Genomic DNA, 25,634 nt, shown 5'->3' on the forward strand with positions numbered 1-25,634 from the left:
AGCGCCGCGATGCTGTTGATCGCTAGCTGGCCTACCAGAACCCGGTCGCGTGCTGCTTGGCGATATAGTCCGGCTGCAGGCCAAAGGCAGTCTGGAAGAAGCCGGCCAGTCGGGTGTGCAGCACCATCTGGTTGATCGAGGTGAGCGTGCCGCGCTGTACCCGGCGCTGTTTGCTGTCGCTATAGAAGTCTTCGTGCAGCACTTTCTGCTGCTCGGGTTCGGCGGTGATGCAGCAGCTGTTGAAGCTGTGTTCCAGTTGCCCGTCGGGGTACGCCACCAGCAGGCATAACCCGGGGCTGGCTTTTTCCGCGCCGTGCAGTTCCACCCGCACTTCCAGCCCCGCGCTCTGGGCATAGGTTCTGGCTTCTTCGAACAACGGCATGGCGCACTCGTGCAGCAGCGTCATAAACGCATCGAGAAACGCCGGGGTGTCGACCGCCTGTTTATCCATCATCCGCAGCTCCCCTCAATGGCCCGCACGGGCCGGCTTGTGCCGCGTAGGCAGCGCACGCAGGGCAGGGCGCGCCGCGGCCTTATGGTGGCGGCGGGCAATGCGCAGCATCCCCCACAAGGTGGCCGCTGCAACCAGCAGCCAGGTTCCGATCAATAGCAAAACAATGCTTTCCGGTGGCATAGGGCCTCCTTCAGCGGCCTATGGCTGGGGCATCACGTCGATATCGGTCTGCACCGTCTGGCTTGCCTGACTGTGAATGCGAATGCGCTGGTGCATGTTGTCGGCATGGCAGACCTCGTCCACCACCTGTCCGGCAAAGCTGCCCAGCTGTTGCACATCGTCGTCGGCCGAAGGAGCGTCGAACAGGGTCCAGACCACCGGGCTGCCGGTGAGCCGGTCCTGCAATTGCTGCAATGGCTCGCTCAAGCTCGCAGTGCTGTCGTCCAGCCAACTGAAATCGCCCACCAGCAGCAGGCGTTTCACCCCGGCGACCGGCAAACCGTCGAGCAGGGCGGCCACTGCTTTGAAAGTCTGGTGAAACCTGGTGTCGGCGTTGCCGGTGGGCAACACACAGACCACCGCGTCCTTGCCGGCAATGCTCTGGCTGACGCTGATGGGGTCGAATAGATCGCCCTGCACGGTGCTCAGACCGGGGCGCGCAGCTACGGCGTTAAGGTCATCCAGAACCAGCGTGGTTTCGAACTGCCGCGCCAAGGCTTCAACCATCAACGCGTTGCCAACGCTGCTCTGGGCTCCATAAACGGCGAGTTTTACCGCAGGCGTTTCGAGGTTTTTCATCAGGGCGTACTCGTGGTTGTGGTTGTTATAGAGGGGGGCAGCGCTCAGGACGCTTGCTGACGTCCTGGCTGACTGGGGCCGCCGTGTTGCCCGGCGGTGACGCTGATATCCGTGATATCGCTGCTTGTTACTGAGCTGTGCAAGGACTCGACATGGCTGCGCGCCTGCTCGGGGGTAAAGGCTTCGCTGTTGCTCTGTACCTCGACGCTCCTGGCCTGGCCATGCAGCCGGTAATGCACCACAAACGGGTAGGTGCCACTCATCTTCAAGGCCTCTCCAACGGGGGGCAGTTACAGACTTTGGCCCCCGCGCAGGGCAAAGGGTTCAGCTTTTTTGCCGACCGGCGCTACCGTCTATCTCGCCACTTTTGCCGGGCTTTTCTGCGGTTTTCGCTGCCGCCTGGGTAAAAATCGTTAAACCAAACGAAACGGCCGCCAGTCGATAATTGGGTAGCCCCCGGAAAAGGGGTGTCCCGAAACTTGCGGCCGAGCCCGCAGGAGGTGGTGAGATGACCTTTATGTGCTTTTTAAAGGGTTGTACCTGGATGGAAGCCACGCACGAGCTGTTCGGTACTGAACTGCTGCTGTGCCAATGCTGCTCACGCTGCGGCGCTCATCGTTACCTGCCGCAAACGCCGACGGATTCCGGAGATCCCGCTTGAGTGTCTGGGAGACCATTCTCGCCACCCTGAGCAGCGAGTTTTCCGATCTCAATGATGTCGAGCACACCACCCGCGTCACCCTGCGCATGGCCCTGGCCACCATTCTCGGTGGCTTGCTCGGTTGGGAGCGTGAACAACATGGCAAGGCCGCCGGGGTGCGCACCCATATGCTGGTGGCCCTGGGCCGCGCGCTGTTTGTGATTGCCGCCGAACAGATGGGCGCTGCCGACGACGCCATGAGCCGAGTGATTCAGGGCGTGGTTGCCGGTATCGGTTTTCTTTGTGCCGGCACCATCCTCAAGGGCCGCGACCCCAGCCAAGTGCAGGGCCTGACCACCGCCGCCGGAATCTGGCTGACCTGCGCCATCGGCATCACCGTGGGCCTCGGCCGTGAAGCCACGGCGTTGCTGGGGACGGGTTTTGGTTTGATCGTTCTCAATCTGCTGCCGCATGTGATCAGTCGCTTGGAAAAGACCCCGGACGACAAGCCCTAAGCGTGGTACCCAGCGACACGCCAGCACTGTGGCAATCCACCGCGCGGGCCCGGCTGTCGCGCGGCAAAACTCGGTGCTAGAGTCGCCCCCCATGAACCTCACCCGTACCCCACGCACCCGCTCACTGACCGCCTGGCTGCTGTATGCCAGCGTGCTGTTCAGTCTGTTCGCCTGCGGTATTCACCATGGCCAGATGAGTGGCCTGAGTCTTAGCGGCCTGGGGGGTGGTTTCTGTTCCATGGAGGGCGAGGGCGGCCCGGCCATCGATGCCAGCGGCACCGACCAGCAGGCACCGCACCTGGATCAAGTCAGCTGCCCGCTGTGTTCCTCCTTCGCCGCGGCGGTGGCGCTCAATAGCGCCGGTTGGTCGCTGACCTACACCCCGGCCATCGCCGTTACCCTGCAACTGACCAACAGCTGGCCGCAAGCGCCGCCGCGCTATAGCTGGCCTTCGCTTAATCCGCGCGCATCGCCCTTCGTTTGATCGTCTCGGCGGCTGATTGCCGGCCGCCTTTTCCCTTGAATTCCCTGGTCGACCCCGGCCCACGGTTGCGCCTGGCACCAGGGATTCTGACGCTCACGAAGTACGCAAGGATTTCCCCATGCCGTTTAAAAAGGTCTGTCTGCTCGCTGCCCTGGCTCCCCTCACCGGCATCGCCAGCGCCGACACCACCAGCGAAGATCACAGCGCCCACCAGCACGACAGCAATGAGCTGCAAACCACCATCATCACCGCCGTGCAGCAGAGCTCGCCGCTGACCGTAGTGACCAATCCCAAGGACGCCCGCCAACCGGTACCGGCCAGCGACGGCGCCGATTACCTGAAGACCATTCCCGGATTTTCCGTGGTGCGAAATGGCGGCAGCAACGGTGACCCGGTGCTGCGCGGCATGTTTGGCTCGCGCCTGAATATTCGCACCAATGGCGGGCTGATGATGGGAGCCTGTCCCGGGCGAATGGACGCACCCACGTCCTATATCTCACCGGAAACCTTCGACAAACTTACCGTGATCAAAGGCCCGCAAACCGTGCTCTGGGGCCCTGGTGCTTCCGCCGGTACCGTGCTGTTCGAACGTGAACCGGAAACCTTCAGCGAGCTTGGCGGGCGTTTGAACGGCAGCCTGCTGGCCGGCTCCAACGGTCGTTTCGACCAGGTGCTGGATGGTGCCGTCGGCAGCCAACTGGGCTACCTGCGGATGGTCGGTAACCAGAGTCATGCGGATGATTACCAGGATGGCAACGGCGACACCGTGCCCTCGCGCTGGGACAAATGGAACGGCGATGTCGCCCTGGGCTGGACCCCGGACCCCGACACCCTGGTCGAACTCACCGCCGGCAAGGGCGATGGCCAGGCTCGCTACGCCGGCCGCGGCATGGACGGCACCCAGTTCCAGCGCGAAAGCCTGGGGCTGCGGGTGGAAAAAACCAACCTCAGCGAAGTGCTGAGCAAGGTCGAAGCGCAGGTTTACTACAACTACGCCGACCATGTGATGGACAACTTCCGCCTGCGCGATCCCGACCCCACCAGCAGCATGCCGATGCCCATGGCCGCGCAAGTGGACCGCCGTACCCTGGGTGGCCGCCTGGCCGCCACCTGGGAGTGGAGCACGTACGAGCTGGTGACCGGCGTCGACGCCCTGCGCAGCGAACACCGCGAACGCAGCTCCAGCTACGCCATGATGACCCGCCAGTACACCGACGCCGACCAGTTCCCCTGGAGCAAAGACGCCGTGTTCCACAGCTACGGCGCCTTCAGCGAACTGACCTGGAACGCCGCCGAACGCACCCGCCTGATCGGCGGCGCGCGGCTAGACCGCAGCGAAGCCAGCGACTACCGGCAAACCGTAGGCATGATGAACATGGCCAACCCGACCGCCGACAAAACCCGCGGCGACACCTTGCCCAGCGGCTTTGTGCGCTACGAATATGACCTGGCCGATTCACCTACCACGCTCTATGCCGGCCTCGGTCATGCCGAGCGCTTCCCCGATTACTGGGAGCTGTTTTCCGCCACAACCGGACCTAGCGGCAGCGTCAACGCCTTCGCTGGCAGTCAGCCGGAAAAAACCACCCAAGTGGATTTCGGCGTGCAATACGGCGGCGAAAAACTCCAGGCCTGGGCCTCGGGCTATGTCGGCCAGGTGCGCGACTATCTGCTGTTCACCTACAGCCCCGGCATGATGGGCGACAGCACCCAGGTGGAGAACATCGACGCGCGGATCATGGGCGGCGAACTGGGTGTGGCGTATCAGTTGACCAGCAACTGGAAAACCGATGCCACCCTGGCCTATGCCTGGGGCAAAAACAGCTCGGACGACGAAGCGCTACCGCAAATGCCACCGCTGGAAACCCGCTTCGGCCTTACCTACGAACAAGCGGCCTTCAGCGCTGGGGCGTTGTGGCGCGTGGTCGCCAGCCAGGGACGGATCGCCGAAGGCAAAGGCAACGTAGTGGGGCAGGACTTCGGCGAAAGCGCGGGCTTTGGCGTGTTCTCCCTGAATGCCGCCTACCGCCTGAACAAACAGTTCAAAGTCAGCACCGGGGTCGACAACCTGTTCGACAAGGCTTACGCCGAACACCTCAACCTGGCGGGCAACGCCGGCTTTGGTTATCCGGCGGATGATGTGGCGATCAACGAACCGGGGCGCACGTTCTGGACCAAGGTGGATTTCAGTTTTTGATCGGATAACGAAGCAAGGTCCGAAATTATGGATCCCAGCCTGCGCTGGGATGACGGGGATACTGGGGTCACGGTGATAGCGCTAAAAACACCGTCGTCCCAGCGCAGGCTGGGACCCAGAATCTCAAGGGGTAATGCGGTCTAAAACGACACCCCCTTCCTGCGCAACACCAACAAAAACTGCCGACTCCCGGTCGTCCACACCAACGTCTGAAAATCCCCCTCCCGCAGCCCAGTCTTGTTATAGGCATTGGCCTGATGCACCGCATTGCCATCGGCCAGGGTCTGCGCCACCACCACCTCACTCATCACCACACCTTCCGGCGTACCTGGCTGCAGGTTGGGGGTGAGCACAATCGAATAGCCCACCCGCAACGGCTGCGGCTGATTGACCAGCGTGCCGTTCTGGCGCACCGCCTGGTTGCGTTGGGTATCGACAAACGTGGAGAGAGTGGCCGAGCTGCCGATTGCTGCCACGAATGGCTGCAGCGCTTGCAGCTGGTAGTTGTCGTTGCCGGCGATGCGGTCGACCAGGCCCTCGGCGGCGACCTCCGCAGTACCGTGCAGCAGGCTGGCCTCGCGGTTGGCGCGGGCCTCCAGATTGGCCACAGGCACCTTGATCTCCGCCAACGCCGCGCGCCATTCCACCTGCTGCACCGGCCACGGCGCGGGGGCGGGGAGGTTGGGGTCGAGGTCAGCGCAAAATGCCAGGGGGCAGACCAGCAGGCAGGTGAGGACGGTGAGCAGCTTCATGGGCGCAAAGATTCGAAGGGGCGGCCAAGCACTATACCCACGAAGTCCGGTAGAGACCGACATCGTACGGCATGTTTGGAGTGCCGGCGTTCGGTGAGCGGTGGCATGCCCAGCGCTTTGGTAGACGCCTTACGGGGGGCGGCTGTTTAACACGCCAAGGCAGCGCAGCGGAAATATTTTTCGGGCACCTGCAAAATGTATCAAGATTGAAAAAAACTCGGTTATAGTTCGCCATCACTTTGCGAAAGTGTATGGGTTCGTAGTGGGCGATGGAATGTCGGCTAACAAGCAGTGAACGTTATTACCCCCCCGTTCATTAAGGATGACGCTTATGTCTACTATTCAGACAGCGATGCTGGAACCTTCCATGGCCAACGTGCCGGTGCCACAGTTAGCGAAAGTGGCCATTCTTCTTTGTACGTATGATGGCCTCCTGTATTTAACCGACCAGATGGAATCTTTCGTCCAGCAGACACATACCAACTGGGAAGTCTGGGCGTCGGATGATGGCTCCAAAGATGGCACTTTGACGGCACTTCATGCCTATAAACAGCAGTGGACTGCCGGTCGATTGTCGGTTCATCGTGGCCCCGCTAATGGGTTTGCCGCCAATTTTCTGTCTTTGACTTGCAAGCCTGGTATCGAAGCCGATTACTTTGCTTACTCCGATCAGGACGATATTTGGGAAGCGGATAAATTGGCCCGGGCCGTGGCCTGGCTTGAAACCGTACCTGCTGATGTTCCCGCCCTGTATTGCTCGCGTACTCGCTTGGTGGATGCCGATAACAATGAAATCGGTATCTCCCCGCAGTTTCACAAACCACCCAGTTTTGCCAATGCTTTGATGCAAAATATTGGCGGTGGCAACACCATGGTGTTCAACAACGCTACGCGCCAGTTGTTGCTCGAAGTGGGCGAGAACAACACCATTGTTACCCATGATTGGTGGGTCTATATGGTGGTGACCGGCTGTGGTGGCCAGGTGTTCTACGATAGCAAACCGTCGTTGCGTTATCGTCAGCATGGCTACAACGTGGTTGGCTCGAGTTCCGACTGGGCCTCACGTTTCAAACGCATTGGCATGCTATGGGAAGGACGGTTTCGTCATTGGAGTGATAGAAATATCGCTGCCCTGCGGGCTCTGGAGCACAAGCTCACGCCACAAAATCGTGAAACGCTGGAGCGCTTTGCCCAAGCACGCAGCAGAAGTCTGATCCCAAGGCTGGTTTATCTGAAGCGTAGTGGGGTTTATCGCCAAACTTTTCTGGGTAACATTGCGTTAATTGCCGGTGCCGTATTAGGGAAAATTTGAGCGATGTTTCTTTTGCAGTCTGATTCAGTTGTTATAGATGGTGGTTATTGGAAATTGCTGCGCTGGATGGGGATTGTGGCCTGATGCGAAATTTTTCCGCCACCCCGCGCGAGATGATTGCCAGTGTCTGGCGTTACCGTGAACTGGTAAAGGTTGCCTCCAAACGCGAAGTGCTGGGCCGCTACCGCGGTTCGGTACTGGGTATTCTCTGGTCCTTCTTCAATCCACTGCTGATGCTGACCGTCTATACGTTTGTATTTGGTTTTGTATTTAACGCACGCTGGAGCGTGGGCAGTGAATCGAAAATTGAATTTGCGTTGTTGCTGTTTGCCGGTTTGTTGGTTTTCAATCTGTTTGCTGAATGCATCAACCGGGCGCCTACCCTGGTTACTGGCAATCCGAATTATGTAAAGAAGGTTATCTATCCCTTAGAAACCTTACCCGTCGTCGGCGTTTTATGTGCGCTGTTCCATGGCTTGATCAGCCTGCTGGTTTGGCTGCTGGTATACGTGATCGCGGTGGGTCTACCCCATGCCAGCGCTTTGTATTTGCCGCTGATCATTCTGCCATGGGTACTGTTAATTCTCGGCGTGAGTTGGGTATTGGCTGCGTTGGGCGTATTTCTTCGGGATATTTCACAGTTGATTGGCGCTATTACGACGATCCTGATGTTCCTGAGCCCGATTTTCTACCCGGCGACGGCGTTACCGGAGAATCTTCGTCACCTGCTTTACCTGAACCCGCTTACCACTGTCATTGAGCAGACGCGCGCTGTGCTGTTCTGGGGCAATGCCCCGGACTTTCAGGCACTGGGGCTGTTGTGGGTGGCGTCTGCGCTTATCGCCTGGCTGGGCTTCGCCTGTTTCCAGAAAACGCGGAAGGTGTTCGCCGATGTGCTCTGACGTAGTAATTCAGGTCGAGAACCTGAGCAAGTGTTATCAGGTTTACGAGAAGCCGCATGACCGTCTGAAACAGTTCTTTCTGCCGCCCCTGCAACGCTTGCTCGGGTTGCCGGCGAAGCAGTACTACCGCGAATTCTGGGCGCTGCGCGATGTGTCGTTGAAGGTCAATAAAGGCGAAGCAGTTGCCATCATCGGCTACAACGGCAGCGGCAAATCGACGCTTCTGCAACTGGTGTGTGGCACGCTCAATCCCACCACCGGAAGTGTTCAGACTGCCGGCCGGGTTGCCGCGCTACTGGAACTGGGCTCGGGCTTCAATCCGGAGTTCACTGGCCGTGAAAACGTTTACCTGAACGCCGCCATTTTGGGATTGAGCAAACAGGAAATCGATTCTAAGTTTGCCGCGATTGCGGAGTTCTCCGAGATTGGCGAGTTTATGGAACAGCCGGTCAGAAGTTACTCGTCTGGTATGTACGTGCGTTTGGCTTTTTCGATTATTGCCAATGTCGACGCTGACGTATTGATCATTGACGAAGCATTAGCCGTAGGCGATATCCAATTTGCGCAGAAATGCATGCGCTTTTTGCACGAGTTCAAAACCCGTGGCTCCTTACTGTTTGTCAGCCACGATCCGGCAGCGGTGCTGAGTTTGTGTGAACACGCCCTCTGGCTGGAAAAAGGCATTCTCAAAGGGCAGGGGGTAGCACGCTCGGTAACCAATCAGTATCTCGCCGGTCGTTATAACTCACCGTCTATTGCTGCCGGCTCCACTGCAGTTGATGCGGCGAGCAATGCAGTCGAATCGCAAGGCGTTTCAACAGCGAAGCACGACATGCGCATGAAGTTTATTAATGCTTCGAACTTGCGCAACGATTTGCAGTTGGTCGAATTCAATCCGCACGCCAATGGTTTTGGTGATGGTGGTGCGGTCATTACCCAGGCGCAGTTTCTCGATGCAGAAAAGCAACCTTTGGCCTGGGTGGTCGGCGGGGAGTGCGTCAGCATTGTTGTCGATGCCTCCATTCACTCCAGCAACAGCCATTTGATCGTCGGTTTTCAAGTTAAAAATCGACTGGGTCAGGTGCTTTTTGGCCAGAACACCTATCTACCAGGTTTTAACGCGCCGGTAAGCGCCGAAGCCGGCGATGCGGTGCGCGCCGTGTTTACTTTCGATATGCCGGTGTTAGCGGTGGGTACGTATTCGGTGGATATTGCCATCGCGCAGGGCATCCCTCCGGATGTTCAACAGTTGCAGTGGTTACATGATGCGCTCGTTATCGAATCGCGCACCAGCAGTGTGGTGTCCGGCATTGGCCTGCCATATAAACAAATTACCTTGGGTAAAATTTAAGGAATGAACATGTCACTCAAGCCGGCGCTGTTTTTGCACATTCAAAAAACCGCGGGCACGACCATGGTCGGTTTGGCGCAGCAGCACTATGGCCGCGAGAATGTGGTGAGCCATAGTGACTTTGTTGTTCGCCATGGCCTGTTCGGTGCCGATGCCTTTGGCTCGCCAGAGCACGTGCAATTGAAGTCCGTCGCCGATTATCAGAGCCTGCCCTTTGTGTCTGGGCACTTTGGTTTCGACTATGCCAAACCATTGATGGACGGTCGTTATTCATTTACGTTTTTGCGTGATCCGATAGACCGGATCTTGTCGTTTTATTACTTCTGCAAAGCGGGCGATCCCAAGCAACTCAGAATATATGCCTTGGCTCAGCAACTTTCGTTGGAGGAGTTCCTGGCACTGGGTTTTACCGATCCCGAGGTGAAAGCGTTCATCTGGAATAACCAGACCTGGCAACTCGCCAGCGGCGTTGGTGTTTCCAACTGGAAAGCGACCGTGGCGATCCCACCCGAACAGCTGTTGGCCTCGGCGCTGGAAAATATCGAGAAGTTTTCATATGTAGGCTTCAAGGAAACATTCGCGAAAGACCGCGATGCCATTCTTCGTGACTTGGGTATCGCTATTGCGCAAGGCGATGTCGTCGACAACGCCAATGAGTGGGGCCGTTTAGTCCACGAGCTATCGGCGACCAGCCGAAACCTGCTGTACGGGCTTACCGAGCTGGATCGGCGTCTGTATGAGGCAGCATGGGCGAGAAAAAATGCATCCTCACGGCGCTTCACCGAAATCACCCAACGCTTCGAAAAGACCGCGCCGTCAGCTTTGACTGAGGCAGGCATTGGCCCACAACGCGACTACTACCTGAGTCTGTTGCAGCAGTGCCTGACGGGCACGCTTTACAGCGATGTTTCGTTTGCGCCTTTTGGCTCCCGCAGTTTTGACCAGAGCGCGCGCGAGCATGGCCTGGATTGGCCAGAGCGCGCACAAACCATGGTGGGCGACAAGCGCCTGGCTAATTTGCGCGAGCTGATTGCCACAGCCCTGCAGGAAAGAGTTCCTGGTGACTTTATCGAGACGGGAGTGTGGCGCGGCGGCTCGTGCATTTTGATGCGCGCCATCCTGCTCGCTTTCGGCGTAACCGATCGCCGAGTGTGGGTGGCCGATTCGTTTGCCGGCTTGCCCCCCGGTGACGAAGGGCTTTATCCCGCCGATGCTGGGTCGGACTTCCATGTCTACGAGCAATTGGCTGTTTCGCTGGAAACGGTGAAAAACAACTTCCGCGATTATGGGCTGCTTGATGCTCAGATCGAATTTCTTCAGGGCTGGTTCAAAGATACCTTGCCCAGCGCGCCCATTCAGCAACTGGCGTTGATTCGTCTGGATGGCGATATGTATGAGTCGACAATGGACGGACTGGTCAGCCTGTACCCGAAGCTGTCGCAGAACGGCTATGTGATTGTCGATGACTACCATGTGGTACCGGCCTGCAAATTGGCCGTGCACGACTACTTCGCCAGCCTTGGCATAAACCCGCCCCTGATCGAAATTGACGGCGTGGGTGTGTATTGGAAAAAGACCGAGCCGGCGTTGCAACCCGCGGTGCCAAACGCCGAACCGGTAGCGGACGCCGAGTTGGCTGCTGGCCTGAATGCCGCGCTGCAGCGGCTCAACCAGGTCGCCATCAGGCAGCTGGTGCAGTCGATGGTCAAACGCGAAATTGATCTGGCCCGCTATCAGACGATTGAGGCAGAGAAGGACGCGGCGATAGAGCGTTTGATCGTGCAGTTGCAAGACCAGACTCAGGCTGTCTCGTTACTCCACAACAGCCTGTCATGGCGAGTGACGGCACCTTTACGCACGTTGCGGGACAGGTTTCGCAAGGTGGGAAGCGGCCAATGAGTAGCGATCGCCACACCTACGAGTATGACGTCGACCCGGCCTCGCAAACGGCGCCAGCCCATGTGATCCGCATGGTCGGCGAGCACAAACGCGTCTTGGAGATGGGTTGCGGTCCGGGCTCTATTACCAAGCTGCTGGCGCAACAGGGGCAATGCCGGATTACGGGGCTGGAAGTGGACCCTGAAGCGATCAAACGGGTCACGCCGTTTTGTGAGTCCGTGATAAGCGCCGATCTCAACGCCAGCGACTGGCCGCTGTTGCTGGCCCAGCATGAGAAGTTCGACGTAGTGGTAGCTGCCGATGTACTGGAGCATCTGTACGACCCCTGGCGTACCTTGCAACGCATGGTGCCGCTGATCAGCGCTGACGGTTATCTGGTGATTTCCCTGCCACATGCCGGTCACGCGGCAATTTCCGGCTGCTTGTACGACGGCGATTTCGATTACCGCGACTGGGGCTTGTTGGACCGCACGCACATTCGCTTCTTCGGCCTGAAAAATATCGAAGCGCTGTTTGCGCAGGCCGGGCTGAAAATCATTGAAGCGCGCTACGTGATCAAGCCGCCAGAAGAAACCGAATTCGCGCCGGTGTGGGCGACCCTGCCTGGCAGCGTGCGCAAGGCGCTTTCCAGCAGCCGCCACGCGCACGTCTATCAGGTGGTGGTGAAGGCCGTGCCTGTCGCCTATGCCGGCGCCGCCGTTGCCCTGCTGCCACCTGCGCCCAAACCCACGCGGATAAGCAGCCATACAGCGCTGAGCATGCGCGTGCGACGCGCGCTGGGCCCACGTGCCAAGCAGTTCCTCCGCAAGGGTGCCGGTCTGCTTGGGATCAAACTGTGATGCCTTATTCCACTCGTGATTCCGCTGACAAAAAAATAATGAATACGCCAACCGAACATCACCTGCTCAATCAACCGGCACCGGCACGACTGATCGCCTTCTATCTCACCCAGTTTCACCCCACCGCTGAAAACGATAAGTGGTGGGGCAAAGGCTTTACTGAATGGACCAACGTCACCAAAGCCGAGCCGTTGTATGAAGGCCATTACCAGCCGCATCTGCCGACTGACTTCGGTTTTTATGATCTTCGCTTGCGCGACACCCGACGTGATCAGATCAAGACGGCCAAAGAGTATGGGGTCGACGGCTTTTGCTATCACTACTACTGGTTTTCCGGCAAAAGAATATTGAATCAACCGCTGGACGATATGCTCGCCGACCCGCAAAGCGACATGCCATTTTGTCTGTGCTGGGCCAACGAAAACTGGACCCGGCGCTGGGATGGTGCCGACCACGAAATACTGATCGCGCAGCAGTATCTGCCGACTGACGATGTCGACTTCATCAAGTCGCTGGTACCGATCTTTGAAGACCCGCGCTACATTCGCGTGGACGGCAAACCGCTATTGATCGTCTATCGGCATCAGCATCTGCCTGATCCCTCGAACACCCTCAAGGTATGGCGCGACTACTGTCGCGAAATTGGCTTGGGCGAGATTCACCTGTGCGCGGCACTGACCCACGGCAACGAAAACTACCAGCTGCACGGGTTTGATAGCGGCGTTGAATTCCCACCGCATAACCTCAAGCATGGCAACGCCAACCATGAGGTGGAGTTTCATAAGGCGTTCGCCGGAACGGTGATGCGTTATGAGGCGGTAGCCAACAGTTATCTGGACCGTGATTACAAGGACGGCCGCGTATTCAAGACGGTTTTCCCGTCCTGGGACAATACCGCCAGAACTAATAACCGTGCGTTGGTGGTGTTGAATGGCACACCGGACAATTACGAATGTTGGCTATCGGAAACGTTAGATCTGCAGCAAGCACACACGGGTGAAAACCTGGTGTTTATCAACGCCTGGAACGAATGGGCCGAGGGTTGCCACCTGGAGCCGGACCGCAAGTATGGTCACGGCTTTCTGCAAGCGACCTTGAATGCCAAGCAGGGCGTTCGGCGCTTTTCTCGCGCAGCGTTTCCCCACACCCAGGCACCCATGTCAGGCCAGCAACGTCGGGGCTTTTTTGCCGACTTGGCCGAGCTTGCCAAGTTTCACGGCTTGAAGCTGTTTTCCAGAATAAAAGAGGCGATTAAACGGGTGCGCGTGCTGCACCGTTTACTGCTGCCGTTTGTACGAACTTTTCGGCGCTTTATGGCGAAATTAAGTTAGCGTGCCTGCAATGCGGGCTGATCCATTAGCCCGCAATATAGATGAAGAGCCAGGGAAAATGGTTGAGCCGCAGGTTTCAAAAACAATAAAAGCCGCGCAGCTATTGAAGGGGATTCATGGTCTGCGCGGCGTGGCGGCAATCGCCATTGTGCTGTTCCATTCGCACTATATGGCTAACCTGGCGCTGCCAGATGCCTTCTGGTTTATCCATCGCGACTTTGGTTTTGCCGTACATCTTTTTTTGTGCTGAGTGCCTTTTCGTTGATGCACTCAACGCAAACTCGTCTGCAATCCAAAAACTGGTGTGGCGAGTATTTTGTTCGACGCCTGATGCGAATAGCCCCCTTGTTTTACGCCGTACTGGCCTTTGAGTTGACCAGGCAATTTTTCAACGGTGGCATTCAGGCGAGCATTCAAACCGTTATTGTCAATCTGTCCTTTAGCACCGGTTTTGTGCCCTTTTCGGAGATTGTCTGGGCCGGCTGGTCAGTGAGCGTCGAGATGATGTTCTATGCCGTGTTTCCGGTGCTGATTGTGATCTGCCGAACCGACAGGGCGGCGCTGTTACTCATGCTCGCGAGCATTGTGCTGAGTTATAGCCTGCGCGATGTGCTGGACGCGAAATATTCGGCGACCGAATCGGTGTCCGGACTGAACTGGTCGTACTACTCCTTTGCGCCGAACTTGTGTTTTTTCACCATGGGTATGTTCGCCTACCGGGTAAGTCAGCGTCTCACTGCCGACTCTGCGGTGATTCGTTGGCTCATTCCCACCACTGCAGTTTCATTGCTCATAGCGCTACTCGTGATGGGGGTGGCCGCGGACCTGAAGTATGGCGGCCGCCTGGACATAATTCTTTGGGGGCTGGTGTTTACCCTGCTGGTTATCTGGCAGGCAGTGGCACCGATAAGGTTGCTGGCCAACTCGTTTCTGCAAGCTGTAGGCGAACGCAGTTTCAGCATTTATCTGCTGCACCCGATCATCATTTTTTACGGCAAAGGAATGCTGGTTGACATCTACGCAGCGACGTCGGGCTATCTAAGCACCTATGCCTATTTTGTCTGCGCGGCGCTCACTCTCTTGGCCGTTCTAGCGGCGGCTGAAATCACCTACCGGCTGATCGAGGTGCCCGGCATTGAGCTCGGCCGTAAATGGATCCAAATCTCGGCAAGCACAGGTTTCGGCGGACACCGCCATACTCGCGGAGTCTCAGCCGGCACGGTTGAATCCTTAGTTTCTCGGCGGGGCTCAACCCACTTGGCGCTCAACCACCGCCATCTGCCCCAACCCCGCCACCGCGCCAATCACCAACACCGCCGGTGCCTTGAGTTCGAAGGCTTGTGCCGCTTGCTGCATACCGGCGAGGTCGGTGCGGCATTCGCGTTGCTGGGGGAGTGAGGCGTTTTCGATCATCGCCACCGGGGTGCTGGCGGGCAGGCCGCCGGCGAGCAATTCCCGCTGCACTTCCTCGAGCTTTGCCACGCCCATATAGATCACCAGGGTGGTGCCGCTTTGCGCCAGCGCCGGCCAGTTAAGGCTGCTGTCGTCCTGCGTGTGGGCAGTCACCAGCGTGACCCCGCGGGCGACGCCGCGCAGGGTCAGGGGGATGCCACATTGGGTGGCACCGGCCAGGCCCGCGGTGATGCCGTTGACCAGTTCCACTTCGATGCCATGGGCACTGAGCCAGTCGGCCTCTTCGCTGCCACGGCCGAAGATGCACGGGTCGCCGCCTTTCAGACGCACCACGCAGTACCCCTGGCGGGCGTAGCGCAGCATCAGGCGGTGGATAAATTCCTGCGGGGTGGAGCGGCAGCCGCCGCGTTTGCCGACCGGGATGATCTTGGCGTCGGGGCAGTGTTCCAGTACGGCCGGGTTGACCAGGTCGTCGATCATCACCACCTGCGCCGCGTTGAGGGCTCGCACGGCTTTGAGGGTAAGCAGTTCCGGATCACCGGGGCCGGCGCCAACCAGCCAGACTTTTGCGCTCATGGATGTGTCCTCTTCAATCAGCTGTGCAGTAGCCAGGCGAGCAACAGCAGGTTGCCCAGCAGCGAGGCCAGGGCCAGGCTGCGCCAGACTTTCAGGGGTTCGCGCTCGAGCAACGGGCGGGCACGAACGACGGGTTGGTGTTCGCCTTGTTGCAGGGCCAGCAGCCATTCTTCGGCGGTTTCGAAACGTTGCGCCGGGTCGTTGGCCAGGGCTTTGTCGAGGTGCTGCACCAGCCACTCCGGCAGGTCCGGGCGATAGCGACTGGCGGCCACCGGCGCGCCGAAACGGGGGCGCTGGAAGGCTTCGATTTCGCCATGGGGGTAGTGGCCGGTGAGCAGGTAGTAAAGGCTCACGGCGGCACTGTAGAGGTCCTGCGCCACACTGGGGGCGGCACCGGCATAGGCTTCCGGGGCGATAAAACTGGGGGTGCCGGGGAGTTCGCCACTGTCCTGCGGCGACAAGCCAGGGCAATAGGCGAGACCAAAATCCAGCACACGCAGTTCACCGTCGCTGCTCAACAGCAGGTTTGCCGGTTTGATGTCCCGGTGCAGGATATTGCGCCGGTGCAGCATGCCCAGCGCCCGTAGCAGGCGCGCGGCGATTTCCAGCCATTGGTTAAGGCCGAGGTTGCCGTGCAGGGTGAAGTGCTCGGCCAAGGTGATGCCTTGGTGTTCGCGCATCAGGTAGTACAGGTGCTGACGCTGGTTGGCGTGGTGCACCTCGGGAAAGTAACGACCGGCAACCCGGCGCAGAAACCATTCTTCCTGCAGCAGGGCCTGGGCGGCGCTGCTGTCACTGGCCCGACTGGCTGGCAGGGTTTTCAGCAGCCAGGGTTGTTGGTGGGTGTCGCTTACGCGGTAAAGCATGGACTGGCGACTTTCGCTGAGCAGGCTTTGTACCTGCCAGCCTTCGAAGCGTTGCCCAGCTTTCAGGAGCGGCGGCAATGGCCATTGTTCGATCTGGCCGAGCACATCGCCGAGGCTGTTTTCACCGAGGGTCTCGACCCGCACCAGAACGGCGCTGGCGTTGTCCTGGCTGCCGGCCTGGTGAGCCGCACGGACCAGCGCCTGAGTGGCTGCCTGCAGCTGGCTTTCGTCACGCAGAATGCCGGCAATCGAGGCCTCGCTGAGGGTGGCCCAGATGCCATCGCTGACCAGCAGAAAACTCTCGCCCTGGCGCAGTTCGCCATCCAGATAATCGACCACCAGGTGCTGCTCCAGGCCCATGGCGCGCTTGAGCACATGCTGCATGCCCGGTTGGCCCCAGACGTGGTCTTCGCTGATGCGTTGCAGTTGCCCGGCAAACCAGCGGTACACCCGGCAATCGCCGATATGGGCGAGGGTAAATTGTTTACCGCGCACCACCAGGGCACTGAGGGTGGTGAGCAGCGGCTGGTCGCCACCGTTGGCATGCAGCCAGCGGTTTTGCGCCAATAGCAGACGGTCCAGGGCTTGCGCCACGCCCCAGGTTTCCGGGGTGGCGTAGTAGTCCAGGGCCAGCGCCTGCAAGGTTGAGCGCGCCGCCAGGCCACCGTCGGCGCATTGGCTGACACCGTCGGCCAGGGCAAACAGGTAACCCTTGCTGGCGGCCAGCGCCGGGGCGGGGGTGACCAGGCGAACGGCATCCTGGTTCTCCGCCCGTGGCCCGCTGGCGCTGGCTTCGGCGTAGCTCAATTGCAGGCCCATGGCGTGCCCTTAAACGCGCGCAGCGGTGAAGGCGGCCGAACCCCAGGTGGTTCTCCAACGGCTTTTCACCCCGTGCAGACCGAACCAGGCCACCAGGCCCAGACTGGCGAACAGCCACAGACCGAGCTGGTAGTCGCCGGTGTTCTGTTTGATTGCACCAAGGCCGGCGGCCAGCAGGAAGCCACCAATGCCGCCGGCCATGCCGATCAGGCCGGTCATCACGCCGATCTCTTTACGGAAACGCTGAGGTACCAGTTGGAACACCGCGCCATTGCCGGCACCCAGGCCGAGCATGGCAGCCACGAACAGCGCCAGGGCAGCAACCGAGCTGGACAGGTGGAAACCCACCGCCGCGATGCAGATGGCCGCCAGGGCATACATGCCGAGCAGGGTGCGAATGCCGCCAAACCGGTCGGCCAGGGCACCGCCCAGGGGCCGCATCAGGCTGCCACCAAATACGCAGGCGGCGGTGTAGTAACCGGCGGTCACCGGGTTGAGGTCGTACTGGTCATGGAAGTAGCCGGGCAGGGCGCTGGCCAGGCCGATAAAGCCGCCGAAGGTGACGCTGTAGAAAAACATAAACCACCAGCTGTCACGGTCGCCCAGGGCCTTGAAGTAGTCGGCCATGGATTTCGGTTTGGCGCGATTGGGGGCATTGCGCGCCAGCAGGCTGAACAGCGCCAGGGTAATCAGCAGTGGGATCAGCGCCAGACCGAATACGTTGGTCCAGCCGAATGCCGCGGCCAATACCGGCGCGGCCAAGGCGGCAATCACCGTGCCCGAGTTACCGGCCCCGGCAATGCCCATGGCTTTGCCCTGGTGCTCGGCCGGGTACCACTGCGAGGCCAGCGGCAGGGCCACGGCGAACGAGGCACCGGCCATACCGAGGAATACGCCGAGCAGCAGCGCCTGTTCATAACTGTGGATGCCCAGCTGCCAGGCCACGGCCAGGGCGGCGATGACAATGATCTGGCCGATGATGCCGGCGGTTTTCGGCGACACCTGGTCGGCCAGCATGCCCATCAGAAAACGCAGCAGGGCACCGGCCAGAATCGGCGTGGCGACCATAAAGCCGCGCTGCTGGGTGGTCAGTTGCAGGTCGGTGGCGATCTGCACGGCCATGGGGCCGAGCAGGTACCAGACCATAAAGCTCAAGTCGAAATACAGGAACGCGGCAAACAGCGTGGGTGTATGGCCGGCTTTCCAGAAACTGTTGTTGTTCATCCAGCACCTCATCTGCAAAAGAAATCACGGAAGGTTGTGTGCTTGCAGGTGGGTGACCATCGGCGGTCATCCCACTGCCTCGTTGCCGAGGCCAAAACGCAAAAAACGCCGCACTCCACTGGGCACTGGGCTCAGGGAATAGCGACGTCTTTGTCGGGGTGGGGCAACCGCCGTTGGTTACCTGTGCAGTTGCCTGAGCAGATTGTGTGCCAGGTTGGGTGGGAGGCTCTAGATCAATGGTTTTAGCGTTAATTAGGGGGTTGGCTAGGTTCGGCGTGCTGCGTTATGGCGCGCAGGGTGCGTGGTGCGCACCATGGTGTGAGCCTGTAGGGGCGGCTTCAGCCGCGATTTCCTGCAAACGCGGCGATCAAGAGCATCGCGGCTAAAGCCGCTCCTACGGGAGAAGTCGGCGCTTGCCGTCAGTTCAACATCTCGCTCATGGCGATAATCTGCTCGGCCACCTGAATCAGTTTCTGTTGCCGGCTCATGGCCTGACGACGCATGAGGGTGTAGGCCTCATCTTCGTTGCAATCTTTCATCTTCATCAGCAGGCCCTTGGCCAGTTCCACCCGTTTGCGTTCGGCCAGTTGCTGGTCGCGGGCGTGCAGTTGGGCGCGCAGCACCTGGTCGCTTTCGAAGCGAGCCATGGCCACGTCCATGATCGGTTGCAGGCGCTGGGCGTGGATGCCTTCGACGATATAGGCGCTGACCCCGGATTTGATCGCCTGGCGCATCACGCCGGGATCATGTTCGTCGGTAAACATCACGATCGGCCGGGGCTGGTCGCGGCTGAGCAGCACCACTTGTTCCATCACGTCGCGGCTAGGGGATTCGGTGTCGATCAGCACCACGTCCGGGCGCACGGCTTCCACCCGCGCGGGCAGGTCGATGGTCAGGCCGGATTCGTCGATCACCTCAAAACCGGCCTCGCTCAGGGCCGCCCGCAGGCGGCCGACTTTTTTCGAGGTGTCATTGATCAGCAGGATGCGCAACATGGTCGTCGGCTCACTGATCACTAAGGGCATGCAGGGCAAAGCTGCGTGCGTAGGCGGCGGGGTTGCTGCCGTCCCAGACGCTGCCGTCGAGCAAGGTGCTGCTGCGCAGTGGCGAGGCGGGCAGGGCGATTTCCAGGCTGCCGGCGGCGCGGCTGTACACCTCGAGTTGCTGCACCTGTTGCGCCACGGCCAGGTAGTCCGGCTCGTCACGCAACAGACCCCAGCGGCGGAACTGGGTCATAAACCACATGCCATCGGAGAGGTAGGGGTAGTTGGCGGCACCGTTGTCGTGCAGCCGCAGGGCGTGCTCATCCTCCCAGCTGTTGCCCAGGCCATCGCTGTATTGGCCAAGCAGACGGGGTTCGACGCTGGCCAAGGGCGCATCAAGAAACTCCGCCGAGCTAAGCAACTGCGCGGTGCTGCGGCGGTTTTCCAGGCTTTCTTCGATAAACCGGCTGGCTTCCAGCACGGCCATCACCAGGGCGCGGGAAGTGTTGGGGTATTGCTCGACAAATTCGCGGGTGCAGGCCAGCACTTTTTCCGGGTGCTCCGGCCAGATCGCCTGGCTGGTGCTGACGGTAAAGCCTTGCTGGTGGGCAATGGCATGGGCACCCCAGGGTTCGCCAACGCAGAAACCGTCGATACGCCCGGCCTGTAAGTGCGCAAGCATTTGCGGCGGCGGCACCACCACGCTCTTTACATCTTGCAGCGGATGAATGCCCTGGGCGGCCAGCCAGTAGTACAGCCACATGGCGTGGGTGCCGGTGGGAAAGGTCTGAGCGAAGGTCAATGGGGTGCCGCTTTGGTGCACGCGCTGCGCCAGTGCACTGGCAGTGGTCACCCCGGCCTCTTTCAGCGGTTGCGACAGGTTGATGCTCTGGCCGTTCTGGTTCAGCCCCATGAGCACGGCCATATCGGTGGCCGGCGCACCGCTGATGCCCAGCTGCAGGGCGTAGACCATGCCGTACAGGCTATGGGCGGCATCCAATTCGCCGCTCAGCAATTTGTCGCTGAGGCCGGCCCAGGAGCTTTGCCGTTTCAGGTTGAGGGTCAGGCCATAGGGCTGGGCAAAGCCCTGGGTGGCGGCGACTACTACTGAGGCGCAGTCGCTCAATGGCATAAAGCCCAGATTAAGCACGTTCTTTTCCGGCGCATCGCTGCCGGCCACCCAGGCCAGAGCGTGCAGGGCGTCCAAGGGGGTGCTGATATCGCTCATGGCGCTATTCCCAAACCGTTTTCGCAAAAAAAAGCGCCGTACCTCCCAGCCTGAAGCCGGTCGAGCACGACGCCATTGTCATGTCTGTAGTGGCCGAGTTCCAGCGTTGGAAGGCAGCCTTTGGAGTTTGATGAGCAATTGGTGTGCCGATTGATAACCGCTGCCTGATAAATTCTGGGCCCCAGCCTGCGCTGGGGTGACGGTGAACTCCCCACTAACCTCCGTCATCCCAGCCTGCGCCGGTGGGGCGGTGAACTTCCACCAACCTCCGTCATCCCAGCGCAGGCTGGGAGCCAGAGTCGTCGCTTCAATACAGGTCACGTAGGTAACGCCGATCCTTGCTTCTGTCACCGACATACAAGGTCGCCGCCCCAACGGTCAATTGGTGCGCCGATTGATAACCGCTGGCCTGATAAATTCTGGGCCCCAGCCTGCGCTGGGGTGACGGTGAACTCCCCACCGATCTCCGTCATCCCAGCCTGCGCCGGGGCGGCGGTGAACTTCCACCAACCTCCGTCATCCCAGCGCAGGCTGGGATCCAGCGTCGTGGCGTCAATACACGTCGCGCAGGTAACGCCGGTCTTTGCTCATGCCACTCACGTAAAGCGTCGCTGCCCCGGCGCTCATCTTGCCGTGTAGCTGCACGATCTTTTTCAGCGCGGCATCCACGTCTTTGGCCATGCGGCTGGCATCGCCACAGACGCAGATATGGGCACCTTGTTCCAGCCACTGCCAGAGCGCGGCACCTTCTTCGAGCATGCGTTGCTGTACGTAGATTTTTTCTTTCTGGTCGCGGGAAAACGCGGTGTCCAGCCGGGTGAGCAGGCCGCTGCGTTGCCAGCTGCGCAATTCGTCGTGGTAGTAGAAGTCGCTGAGGGCGCGCTGTTCGCCGAAGAACAGCCAGTTCTTGCCGTTTCCGCGCCCTTCTTGAGATTGCGCCTGGCGTTCCTGCAGAAAGGCACGAAACGGCGCGATACCAGTGCCGGGGCCGATCATGATCAGCGGAGTGGCCGGGTCTTGCGGCGGGCGGAAGTGGGTGGAGCGTTGCAGAAAGATGCGCACACCGCTGTTGGCCGCGCGGTCGGCGAGAAAGGTGGAGCACACGCCGCCACGGGCCTGACCCTGATGCTGGTAGCGCACGGTGGCCACGGTGAGGTGCACCTGGTCTGGCGTTACCTTGGGGCTGGAGCTGATGGAGTACAGGCGCGGCTGCAACGGCTTGAGCAAGCGCGCCAGTTGCTGCGCATCCAGGGCGATGGGGTACTCGCGCAACAGGGTCGGCACCTGCCGCCCCCAGAGCCAATCCTGCAGGGCGTTCTGGTTGCCTTCGTGCAGCAGTTCCTCGAGAAGCGGGCTGGCATTATGGCCGGCCACGCGGCGCAGCAGATCCGGGCTGATGCGGGCGATTTCCAGGTGTTCGGTGAGCGCTTCGCGCAGGGGCATGGGCGGCTGATTGTCCAGTTCCACCAGGCTGTCGCCGGACAGGCGCAGGGTGCTCAGCAGTTCGTCCACCAGGCTTGGGTCATTGCTGGGCCATACGCCCAGGGCATCGCCGGCCTGGTAGGGGAAGTCATGGCCGCTGAGGTCGAAGGCCAGGTGGCGGGTTTCTTTCTGCGCGCCAGGACGGTTCAGCAACTGATTGCTCAGCAGGGTGGTGCGCAGCGGATTGGCGCGGTTGTAGGTGCTGCTTTCCACGGGCGTCGGACGCAGCAGGGCAGCGCTCGCCGGTGCCGCGCTGGCGGCGGCAAAACGGCTGCACAGGGCATTCAGCCATTGCTCGGCTGGCACCTGAAAATCCGCTTCGCAGTCCAGTCGCGGCTGCAAGCGTTCGGCGCCCAGTTCGACCAGGCGTTCGTCGAGCTTGCGACCAAAGCCGCAGAACTGTTGGTAGCTGGAATCGCCCAGGGCCAGCACGCTGAAGCGGCTATTGGCCAGCGCCTGGGCATCGGCGTTTTGCAGGTTGTGCCAGAAGTCGCTGGCATTGTCCGGTGGGTCGCCGTCGCCAAAGGTGCTGGTGACCAGCAAAACCCCGGCGGCGTTGCGCATGTCGTCGAGCTTGGCTTCGTCCATGGCTTGCAGGCGCGTCCGCTGGCCGGCGCTGCCCAGGCGTTGCGCGCAGGTGGCGGCGAGGGTTTCGCTGTTGCCGGTTTGCGAGGCCCAGAGCACCAGCCATTCGGGTTCGTTGCTGCTGGTCAGCAACGCCGTTGGCGCGGGTTCATCGCCGGCGCGGGAGAACAGACCGGCCAATAGACCATCGAGCAACAGGCGTTTGCTTGCGGCAAAGGGCGCGCTGGCCGGTAGCGTCGGCACACCACCCTGGCGCGCCTCGGTGTTGCGCAGGCCCAGCAGATAGCCCTGCATATACAGCTGCTCGTCGGCGTTGAGTGCCAGCGCTGCGGGCTGGTCGAGGTTGAGCTGGCGGGCGAAGGCATCGATCTGCATGGGCGCGAGTTCCTTGGCTGAAGACGGCGGCAGCGCGTCGACGGGCGTAGCGATAGGCAGCAGAGCAACCGCGCAGAACTTGAATGCCGGCTGCAGGGACGTGGGGTCGATGGCATCGCTGGTGACGGCGTTGATGGCCAGGTTTTCTCCAAACACATCGTTCCAGTGGAAGGGCGCAAAGCAGTTACCGGGGCGTACGCGCTCGCTAAGCAGCGCCGGCAATACCGCACGGCCGCGCCGTGAGCGGATTTCCACCTTGCTGCGCTCGCTAATGCCCAGGCGCGCAGCATCGCTGGGGTGGATTTCGACGAAGGGGCCGGGGTTGAGTTTGTTCAGGGTGGGCACCTTGCCGGTTTTGGTCAGGGTGTGCCATTGGTGCTGCACACGGCCGGTGTTGAGCACCAGGGGAAAGTCGTCATCGGGCAATTCCGCCGGCGGCAGATAAGGGCGGGCGAAGAACTGCGCCTTGCCGCTGTCGGTGGCGAACCGGGTGGTGTGCGGGTCGCGGTAGCGGATCGGGTTGCGCGCGTTGCTGCTGGCGTCGGCGCATGGCCATTGCAGTGGCGCTTGCTGTAAGCGGGCATAGCTCGCGCCACGGATGTCATAGCCGGTCCTGGGGTTGGCGGCTTGTTTGATTTCTTCGAACACTTGCTCGGCGCTGCTGTAGCTGAAGGCCTCGCCATAACCCATGGCGCAGGCCACGCGGGCAATCAGTTGCCAATCGGCCAGGGTGTCGCCGGGGGGCTGCACGGCGGGCTGCATCAGGGTCAGGTTGCGCTCGGAGTTGATCATCACGCCTTCAGCTTCGGCCCATAGCGCGCCCGGCAACAGGATGTCGGCGTAGCGGTTGGTTTCAGTATCCAGGTAGGCGTCCTGGGTGATCACCAGTTCGGCGTGCTGCAGCGCTTGGATCACGGTCTGCCGGTTCGGCGCACTGGCCACCGGGTTGGTGCAGATAATCCAGCAGGCCTTGATGGTGCCTTCGCGCATCTGCTCGAACATGGCCACCGTGCCGTCACCGGCTTCGGCGCGCAGGCTGCCGCTCGGGATTTGCCAAAGCTGTTCGATAAAGGCGCGGTCGTCGGCCACCAGGGCAGAGCGTTGGCCGGGCAGGCCAGGGCCCATATAGCCCATCTCGCGGCCGCCCATGGCATTGGGTTGGCCGGTGAGGGAAAACGGCCCGCTGCCCTGTCGGCAAATGGCCCCGGTGGCCAGATGCAGGTTGCACAGGGCGTTGGTGTGCCAGGTGCCGTGCACGCTCTGATTAAGGCCCATGGTCCAGCAGCTCATCCAGTTGGCGGCGTTGCCGATCCACTGCGCGGTCTGGCGGATAGCGGCTTCGGCCAGGCCGGTGACCTCAGCGACATGGGCCGGTGTGTAGGCCTCGAGAAAGTCTTCCATCACCTCCCAGCCTTGGGTAAACGACTGGATAAACGCCGGATCGCTGTGGCCGTTTTTCACCAGCAGGTGCAGCAGGCCATTGAGCAGCGCCAGGTCGGTGCCAGGGCGGATCTGCAGAAACAGATCGGCCTTGTCGGCCGTGGCGCTGCGCCGCGGATCGATAACCACCAGCTTGGCACCGGCCTTTACCCGGTCGAGCAGGCGCAGAAACAGGATCGGGTGACAGTCGGCCATATTGGCGCCGATCACCACGAACAGGTCGCTGTGGTCGAAGTCATCGTAGGAGCCAGGTGGCCCGTCGGCACCCAGGGACAGTTTGTAGCCGCTGCCAGCGCTGGCCATGCACAGCCGCGAGTTGGATTCGATATGCCGGCTGCGGATAAACCCCTTGGTCAGCTTGTTGGCCAGGTATTGGGCCTCCAGCGACATCTGCCCGGACACATACAGGGCCACGGCATCTGGCCCATGCATATCGATGATGCTGCGCAGGCGGCTGGCGGTGGCCTCGATGGCTTGCTCTATACCGACGCGCACCGGGTCGCGGTTGCGCTCCTGGCGCATAAAGGCGTGCTCCATGCGCCCGCTGTTGGCAACCGCCTGACCACAGGTGCTGCCCTTGGTGCACAGCCGCCCGGCGTTTGCGGGGTGCTGTTTGTCGCCGGAGACTTTGACGATCAGGTTGTTTTCCACCTGCATGACAATGCCGCAGCCCACCCCGCAATACGGGCAGACGCTGCGAACCGATTTGCTGGTGGTTGCCGTCACTGAGTCGACCATGCCTTTCCCCGCCAAAACGAAAAAGGCGCCATGCAGCTGGACCGTTTTTCAACGGGAGCTGCATGGCGCCTTTGCCTGTAGATGTGGCCATCGACGTTGATGGCCTTTGCGTGTGTGTAGCAATGGCTGGGCCAACAACCGTGAACACTGCCGCGAACCCCTAGCAGCGGCTTCAGCCGCGATGCTTGTGATCTGAAGAGCATCGCGGCTAACGCCGCTCCTACAGAATGTGCATGGGAAAAAACCGCGTCAGCTTGGGGCGCTGTGGTGCAAGTCGCACCGTTTTGGCTCTGTAATTTGCGCGGCGAAACGCCCGCACTTCACACCCCAACCCGCCAACCACGCCCACTCAAGCGGCATTTAATTCCTTCTGGCACAACCACTGCATACGCCCAAGCAACCACCGCGTTGTCGCGTGTGGCATGCCCTGT

22 protein-coding genes and 1 pseudogene are annotated in these 25,634 nt (G+C 60.5%); 12 read left to right on the forward strand and 11 right to left on the reverse strand.

Features of this window, described 5'->3' with window-relative positions:
• Nucleotides 1-31: 31 nt before the first annotated feature.
• Genes ACVW0Y_RS05290 through ACVW0Y_RS05305 form a run of 4 tightly spaced genes read right to left on the reverse strand, consistent with a single transcriptional unit; the run spans nt 32 to nt 1,515 of the window.
• Entirely contained in the window at nt 32-451 is a 420-nt protein-coding gene (locus tag ACVW0Y_RS05290) for a hypothetical protein (RefSeq protein WP_457436547.1), read from the reverse strand.
• Nucleotides 452-466: 15 nt separating this feature from the next.
• Nucleotides 467-634, reverse strand: a complete 168-nt coding sequence (locus tag ACVW0Y_RS05295; protein WP_457436548.1) for a hypothetical protein — start codon at nt 632-634, stop codon at nt 467-469.
• An 18-nt stretch (nt 635-652) separates the two neighbouring features.
• On the reverse strand, nt 653-1,252 hold the full coding sequence (locus tag ACVW0Y_RS05300) for an NAD(P)H-binding protein (protein ID WP_457436549.1): 600 nt from the start codon (nt 1,250-1,252) through the stop codon (nt 653-655).
• A gap of 44 nt (nt 1,253-1,296) precedes the next feature.
• On the reverse strand, nt 1,297-1,515 hold the full coding sequence (locus ACVW0Y_RS05305) for a hypothetical protein (RefSeq protein WP_457436550.1): 219 nt from the start codon (nt 1,513-1,515) through the stop codon (nt 1,297-1,299).
• A 245-nt stretch (nt 1,516-1,760) separates the two neighbouring features.
• On the opposite strand from ACVW0Y_RS05305, the gene ACVW0Y_RS05310 reads away from it, so the two are divergent.
• The 4 genes from ACVW0Y_RS05310 to ACVW0Y_RS05325 all read left to right on the forward strand — a co-directional run bounded on the left by ACVW0Y_RS05310 (nt 1,761) and on the right by ACVW0Y_RS05325 (nt 5,088).
• A complete protein-coding gene (locus tag ACVW0Y_RS05310; protein ID WP_457436551.1) occupies nt 1,761-1,913 on the forward strand; it encodes a PSPA7_2676 family Cys-rich small protein in 153 nt (50 codons plus the stop codon).
• Complete coding sequence (locus ACVW0Y_RS05315) at nt 1,910-2,407, forward strand: MgtC/SapB family protein (RefSeq protein WP_457436553.1); 498 nt, start codon at nt 1,910-1,912, stop codon at nt 2,405-2,407. Before ACVW0Y_RS05310 ends, ACVW0Y_RS05315 begins: the two co-directional genes overlap by 4 nt.
• A 91-nt stretch (nt 2,408-2,498) precedes the next feature.
• Nucleotides 2,499-2,891: a DUF2946 domain-containing protein gene (locus tag ACVW0Y_RS05320; protein WP_457436554.1), complete on the forward strand. Its 393-nt coding sequence runs from the start codon at nt 2,499-2,501 to the stop codon at nt 2,889-2,891.
• 118 nt (nt 2,892-3,009) lie between these two features.
• A complete protein-coding gene (locus ACVW0Y_RS05325) occupies nt 3,010-5,088 on the forward strand; it encodes a TonB-dependent copper receptor (protein ID WP_457436556.1) in 2,079 nt (692 codons plus the stop codon).
• A gap of 140 nt (nt 5,089-5,228) precedes the next feature.
• Here ACVW0Y_RS05325 and ACVW0Y_RS05330 read toward each other — a convergent pair whose 3' ends face one another.
• Nucleotides 5,229-5,840 (reverse strand): hypothetical protein, encoded by a 612-nt coding sequence (locus tag ACVW0Y_RS05330; RefSeq protein WP_457436557.1) that lies wholly within the window; start codon nt 5,838-5,840, stop codon nt 5,229-5,231.
• Nucleotides 5,841-6,171: 331 nt separating this feature from the next.
• On the opposite strand from ACVW0Y_RS05330, the gene ACVW0Y_RS05335 reads away from it, so the two are divergent.
• The 8 genes and pseudogenes from ACVW0Y_RS05335 to ACVW0Y_RS05370 all read left to right on the forward strand — a co-directional run.
• Entirely contained in the window at nt 6,172-7,152 is a 981-nt protein-coding gene (locus ACVW0Y_RS05335; protein ID WP_457436559.1) for a glycosyltransferase family 2 protein, read from the forward strand.
• An 83-nt stretch (nt 7,153-7,235) separates the two neighbouring features.
• Nucleotides 7,236-8,054, forward strand: coding sequence for an ABC transporter permease (locus ACVW0Y_RS05340; RefSeq protein ID WP_457436775.1), 819 nt, complete (start codon nt 7,236-7,238; stop codon nt 8,052-8,054).
• Entirely contained in the window at nt 8,044-9,405 is a 1,362-nt protein-coding gene (locus ACVW0Y_RS05345) for an ABC transporter ATP-binding protein (RefSeq protein ID WP_457436560.1), read from the forward strand. Before ACVW0Y_RS05340 ends, ACVW0Y_RS05345 begins: the two co-directional genes overlap by 11 nt.
• Nucleotides 9,406-9,414: 9 nt before the next feature.
• Nucleotides 9,415-11,304 (forward strand): TylF/MycF/NovP-related O-methyltransferase, encoded by a 1,890-nt coding sequence (locus ACVW0Y_RS05350; RefSeq protein ID WP_457436561.1) that lies wholly within the window; start codon nt 9,415-9,417, stop codon nt 11,302-11,304.
• Nucleotides 11,301-12,143, forward strand: a complete 843-nt coding sequence (locus tag ACVW0Y_RS05355; protein ID WP_457436562.1) for a class I SAM-dependent methyltransferase — start codon at nt 11,301-11,303, stop codon at nt 12,141-12,143. Before ACVW0Y_RS05350 ends, ACVW0Y_RS05355 begins: the two co-directional genes overlap by 4 nt.
• Nucleotides 12,143-13,474 (forward strand): glycosyltransferase WbsX family protein, encoded by a 1,332-nt coding sequence (locus ACVW0Y_RS05360; RefSeq protein WP_457436563.1) that lies wholly within the window; start codon nt 12,143-12,145, stop codon nt 13,472-13,474. The genes ACVW0Y_RS05355 and ACVW0Y_RS05360 overlap by 1 nt, the downstream gene beginning before the upstream one ends.
• Nucleotides 13,475-13,532: 58 nt before the next feature.
• Nucleotides 13,533-13,724 carry a hypothetical protein gene (locus ACVW0Y_RS05365; protein WP_457436564.1) on the forward strand — a complete coding sequence of 64 codons (192 nt, stop codon included), beginning with the start codon at nt 13,533-13,535 and terminating at the stop codon, nt 13,722-13,724.
• A gap of 14 nt (nt 13,725-13,738) precedes the next feature.
• A pseudogene (locus tag ACVW0Y_RS05370) lies at nt 13,739-14,509 on the forward strand (acyltransferase family protein); the annotation flags it as partial.
• A 213-nt stretch (nt 14,510-14,722) separates the two neighbouring features.
• Here the strand turns inward: ACVW0Y_RS05370 and cobA are convergent.
• The 6 genes from cobA to ACVW0Y_RS05400 all read right to left on the reverse strand — a co-directional run bounded on the left by cobA (nt 14,723) and on the right by ACVW0Y_RS05400 (nt 25,203).
• The gene (cobA, locus tag ACVW0Y_RS05375) at nt 14,723-15,463 is read right to left on the reverse strand and encodes a uroporphyrinogen-III C-methyltransferase (protein ID WP_457436565.1); all 741 of its coding nucleotides are present in this window, start codon (nt 15,461-15,463) and stop codon (nt 14,723-14,725) included.
• 17 nt (nt 15,464-15,480) lie between these two features.
• Nucleotides 15,481-17,148, reverse strand: coding sequence for a protein kinase domain-containing protein (locus tag ACVW0Y_RS05380; protein WP_457436567.1), 1,668 nt, complete (start codon nt 17,146-17,148; stop codon nt 15,481-15,483).
• 9 nt (nt 17,149-17,157) lie between these two features.
• Nucleotides 17,158-18,372, reverse strand: a complete 1,215-nt coding sequence (locus ACVW0Y_RS05385) for a nitrate/nitrite transporter (protein WP_457436568.1) — start codon at nt 18,370-18,372, stop codon at nt 17,158-17,160.
• A 419-nt stretch (nt 18,373-18,791) separates the two neighbouring features.
• Complete coding sequence (locus ACVW0Y_RS05390) at nt 18,792-19,367, reverse strand: ANTAR domain-containing response regulator (protein WP_457436569.1); 576 nt, start codon at nt 19,365-19,367, stop codon at nt 18,792-18,794.
• Between the two features lie 10 nt (nt 19,368-19,377).
• Nucleotides 19,378-20,583, reverse strand: a complete 1,206-nt coding sequence (locus tag ACVW0Y_RS05395; RefSeq protein WP_457436570.1) for a CmpA/NrtA family ABC transporter substrate-binding protein — start codon at nt 20,581-20,583, stop codon at nt 19,378-19,380.
• A gap of 552 nt (nt 20,584-21,135) precedes the next feature.
• Nucleotides 21,136-25,203 carry a molybdopterin-dependent oxidoreductase gene (locus ACVW0Y_RS05400; RefSeq protein WP_457436571.1) on the reverse strand — a complete coding sequence of 1,356 codons (4,068 nt, stop codon included), beginning with the start codon at nt 25,201-25,203 and terminating at the stop codon, nt 21,136-21,138.
• Between the last annotated feature and the right edge of the window lie 431 nt (nt 25,204-25,634).

It is taken from the genome of Pseudomonas sp. TE3786, assembly GCF_054057335.1.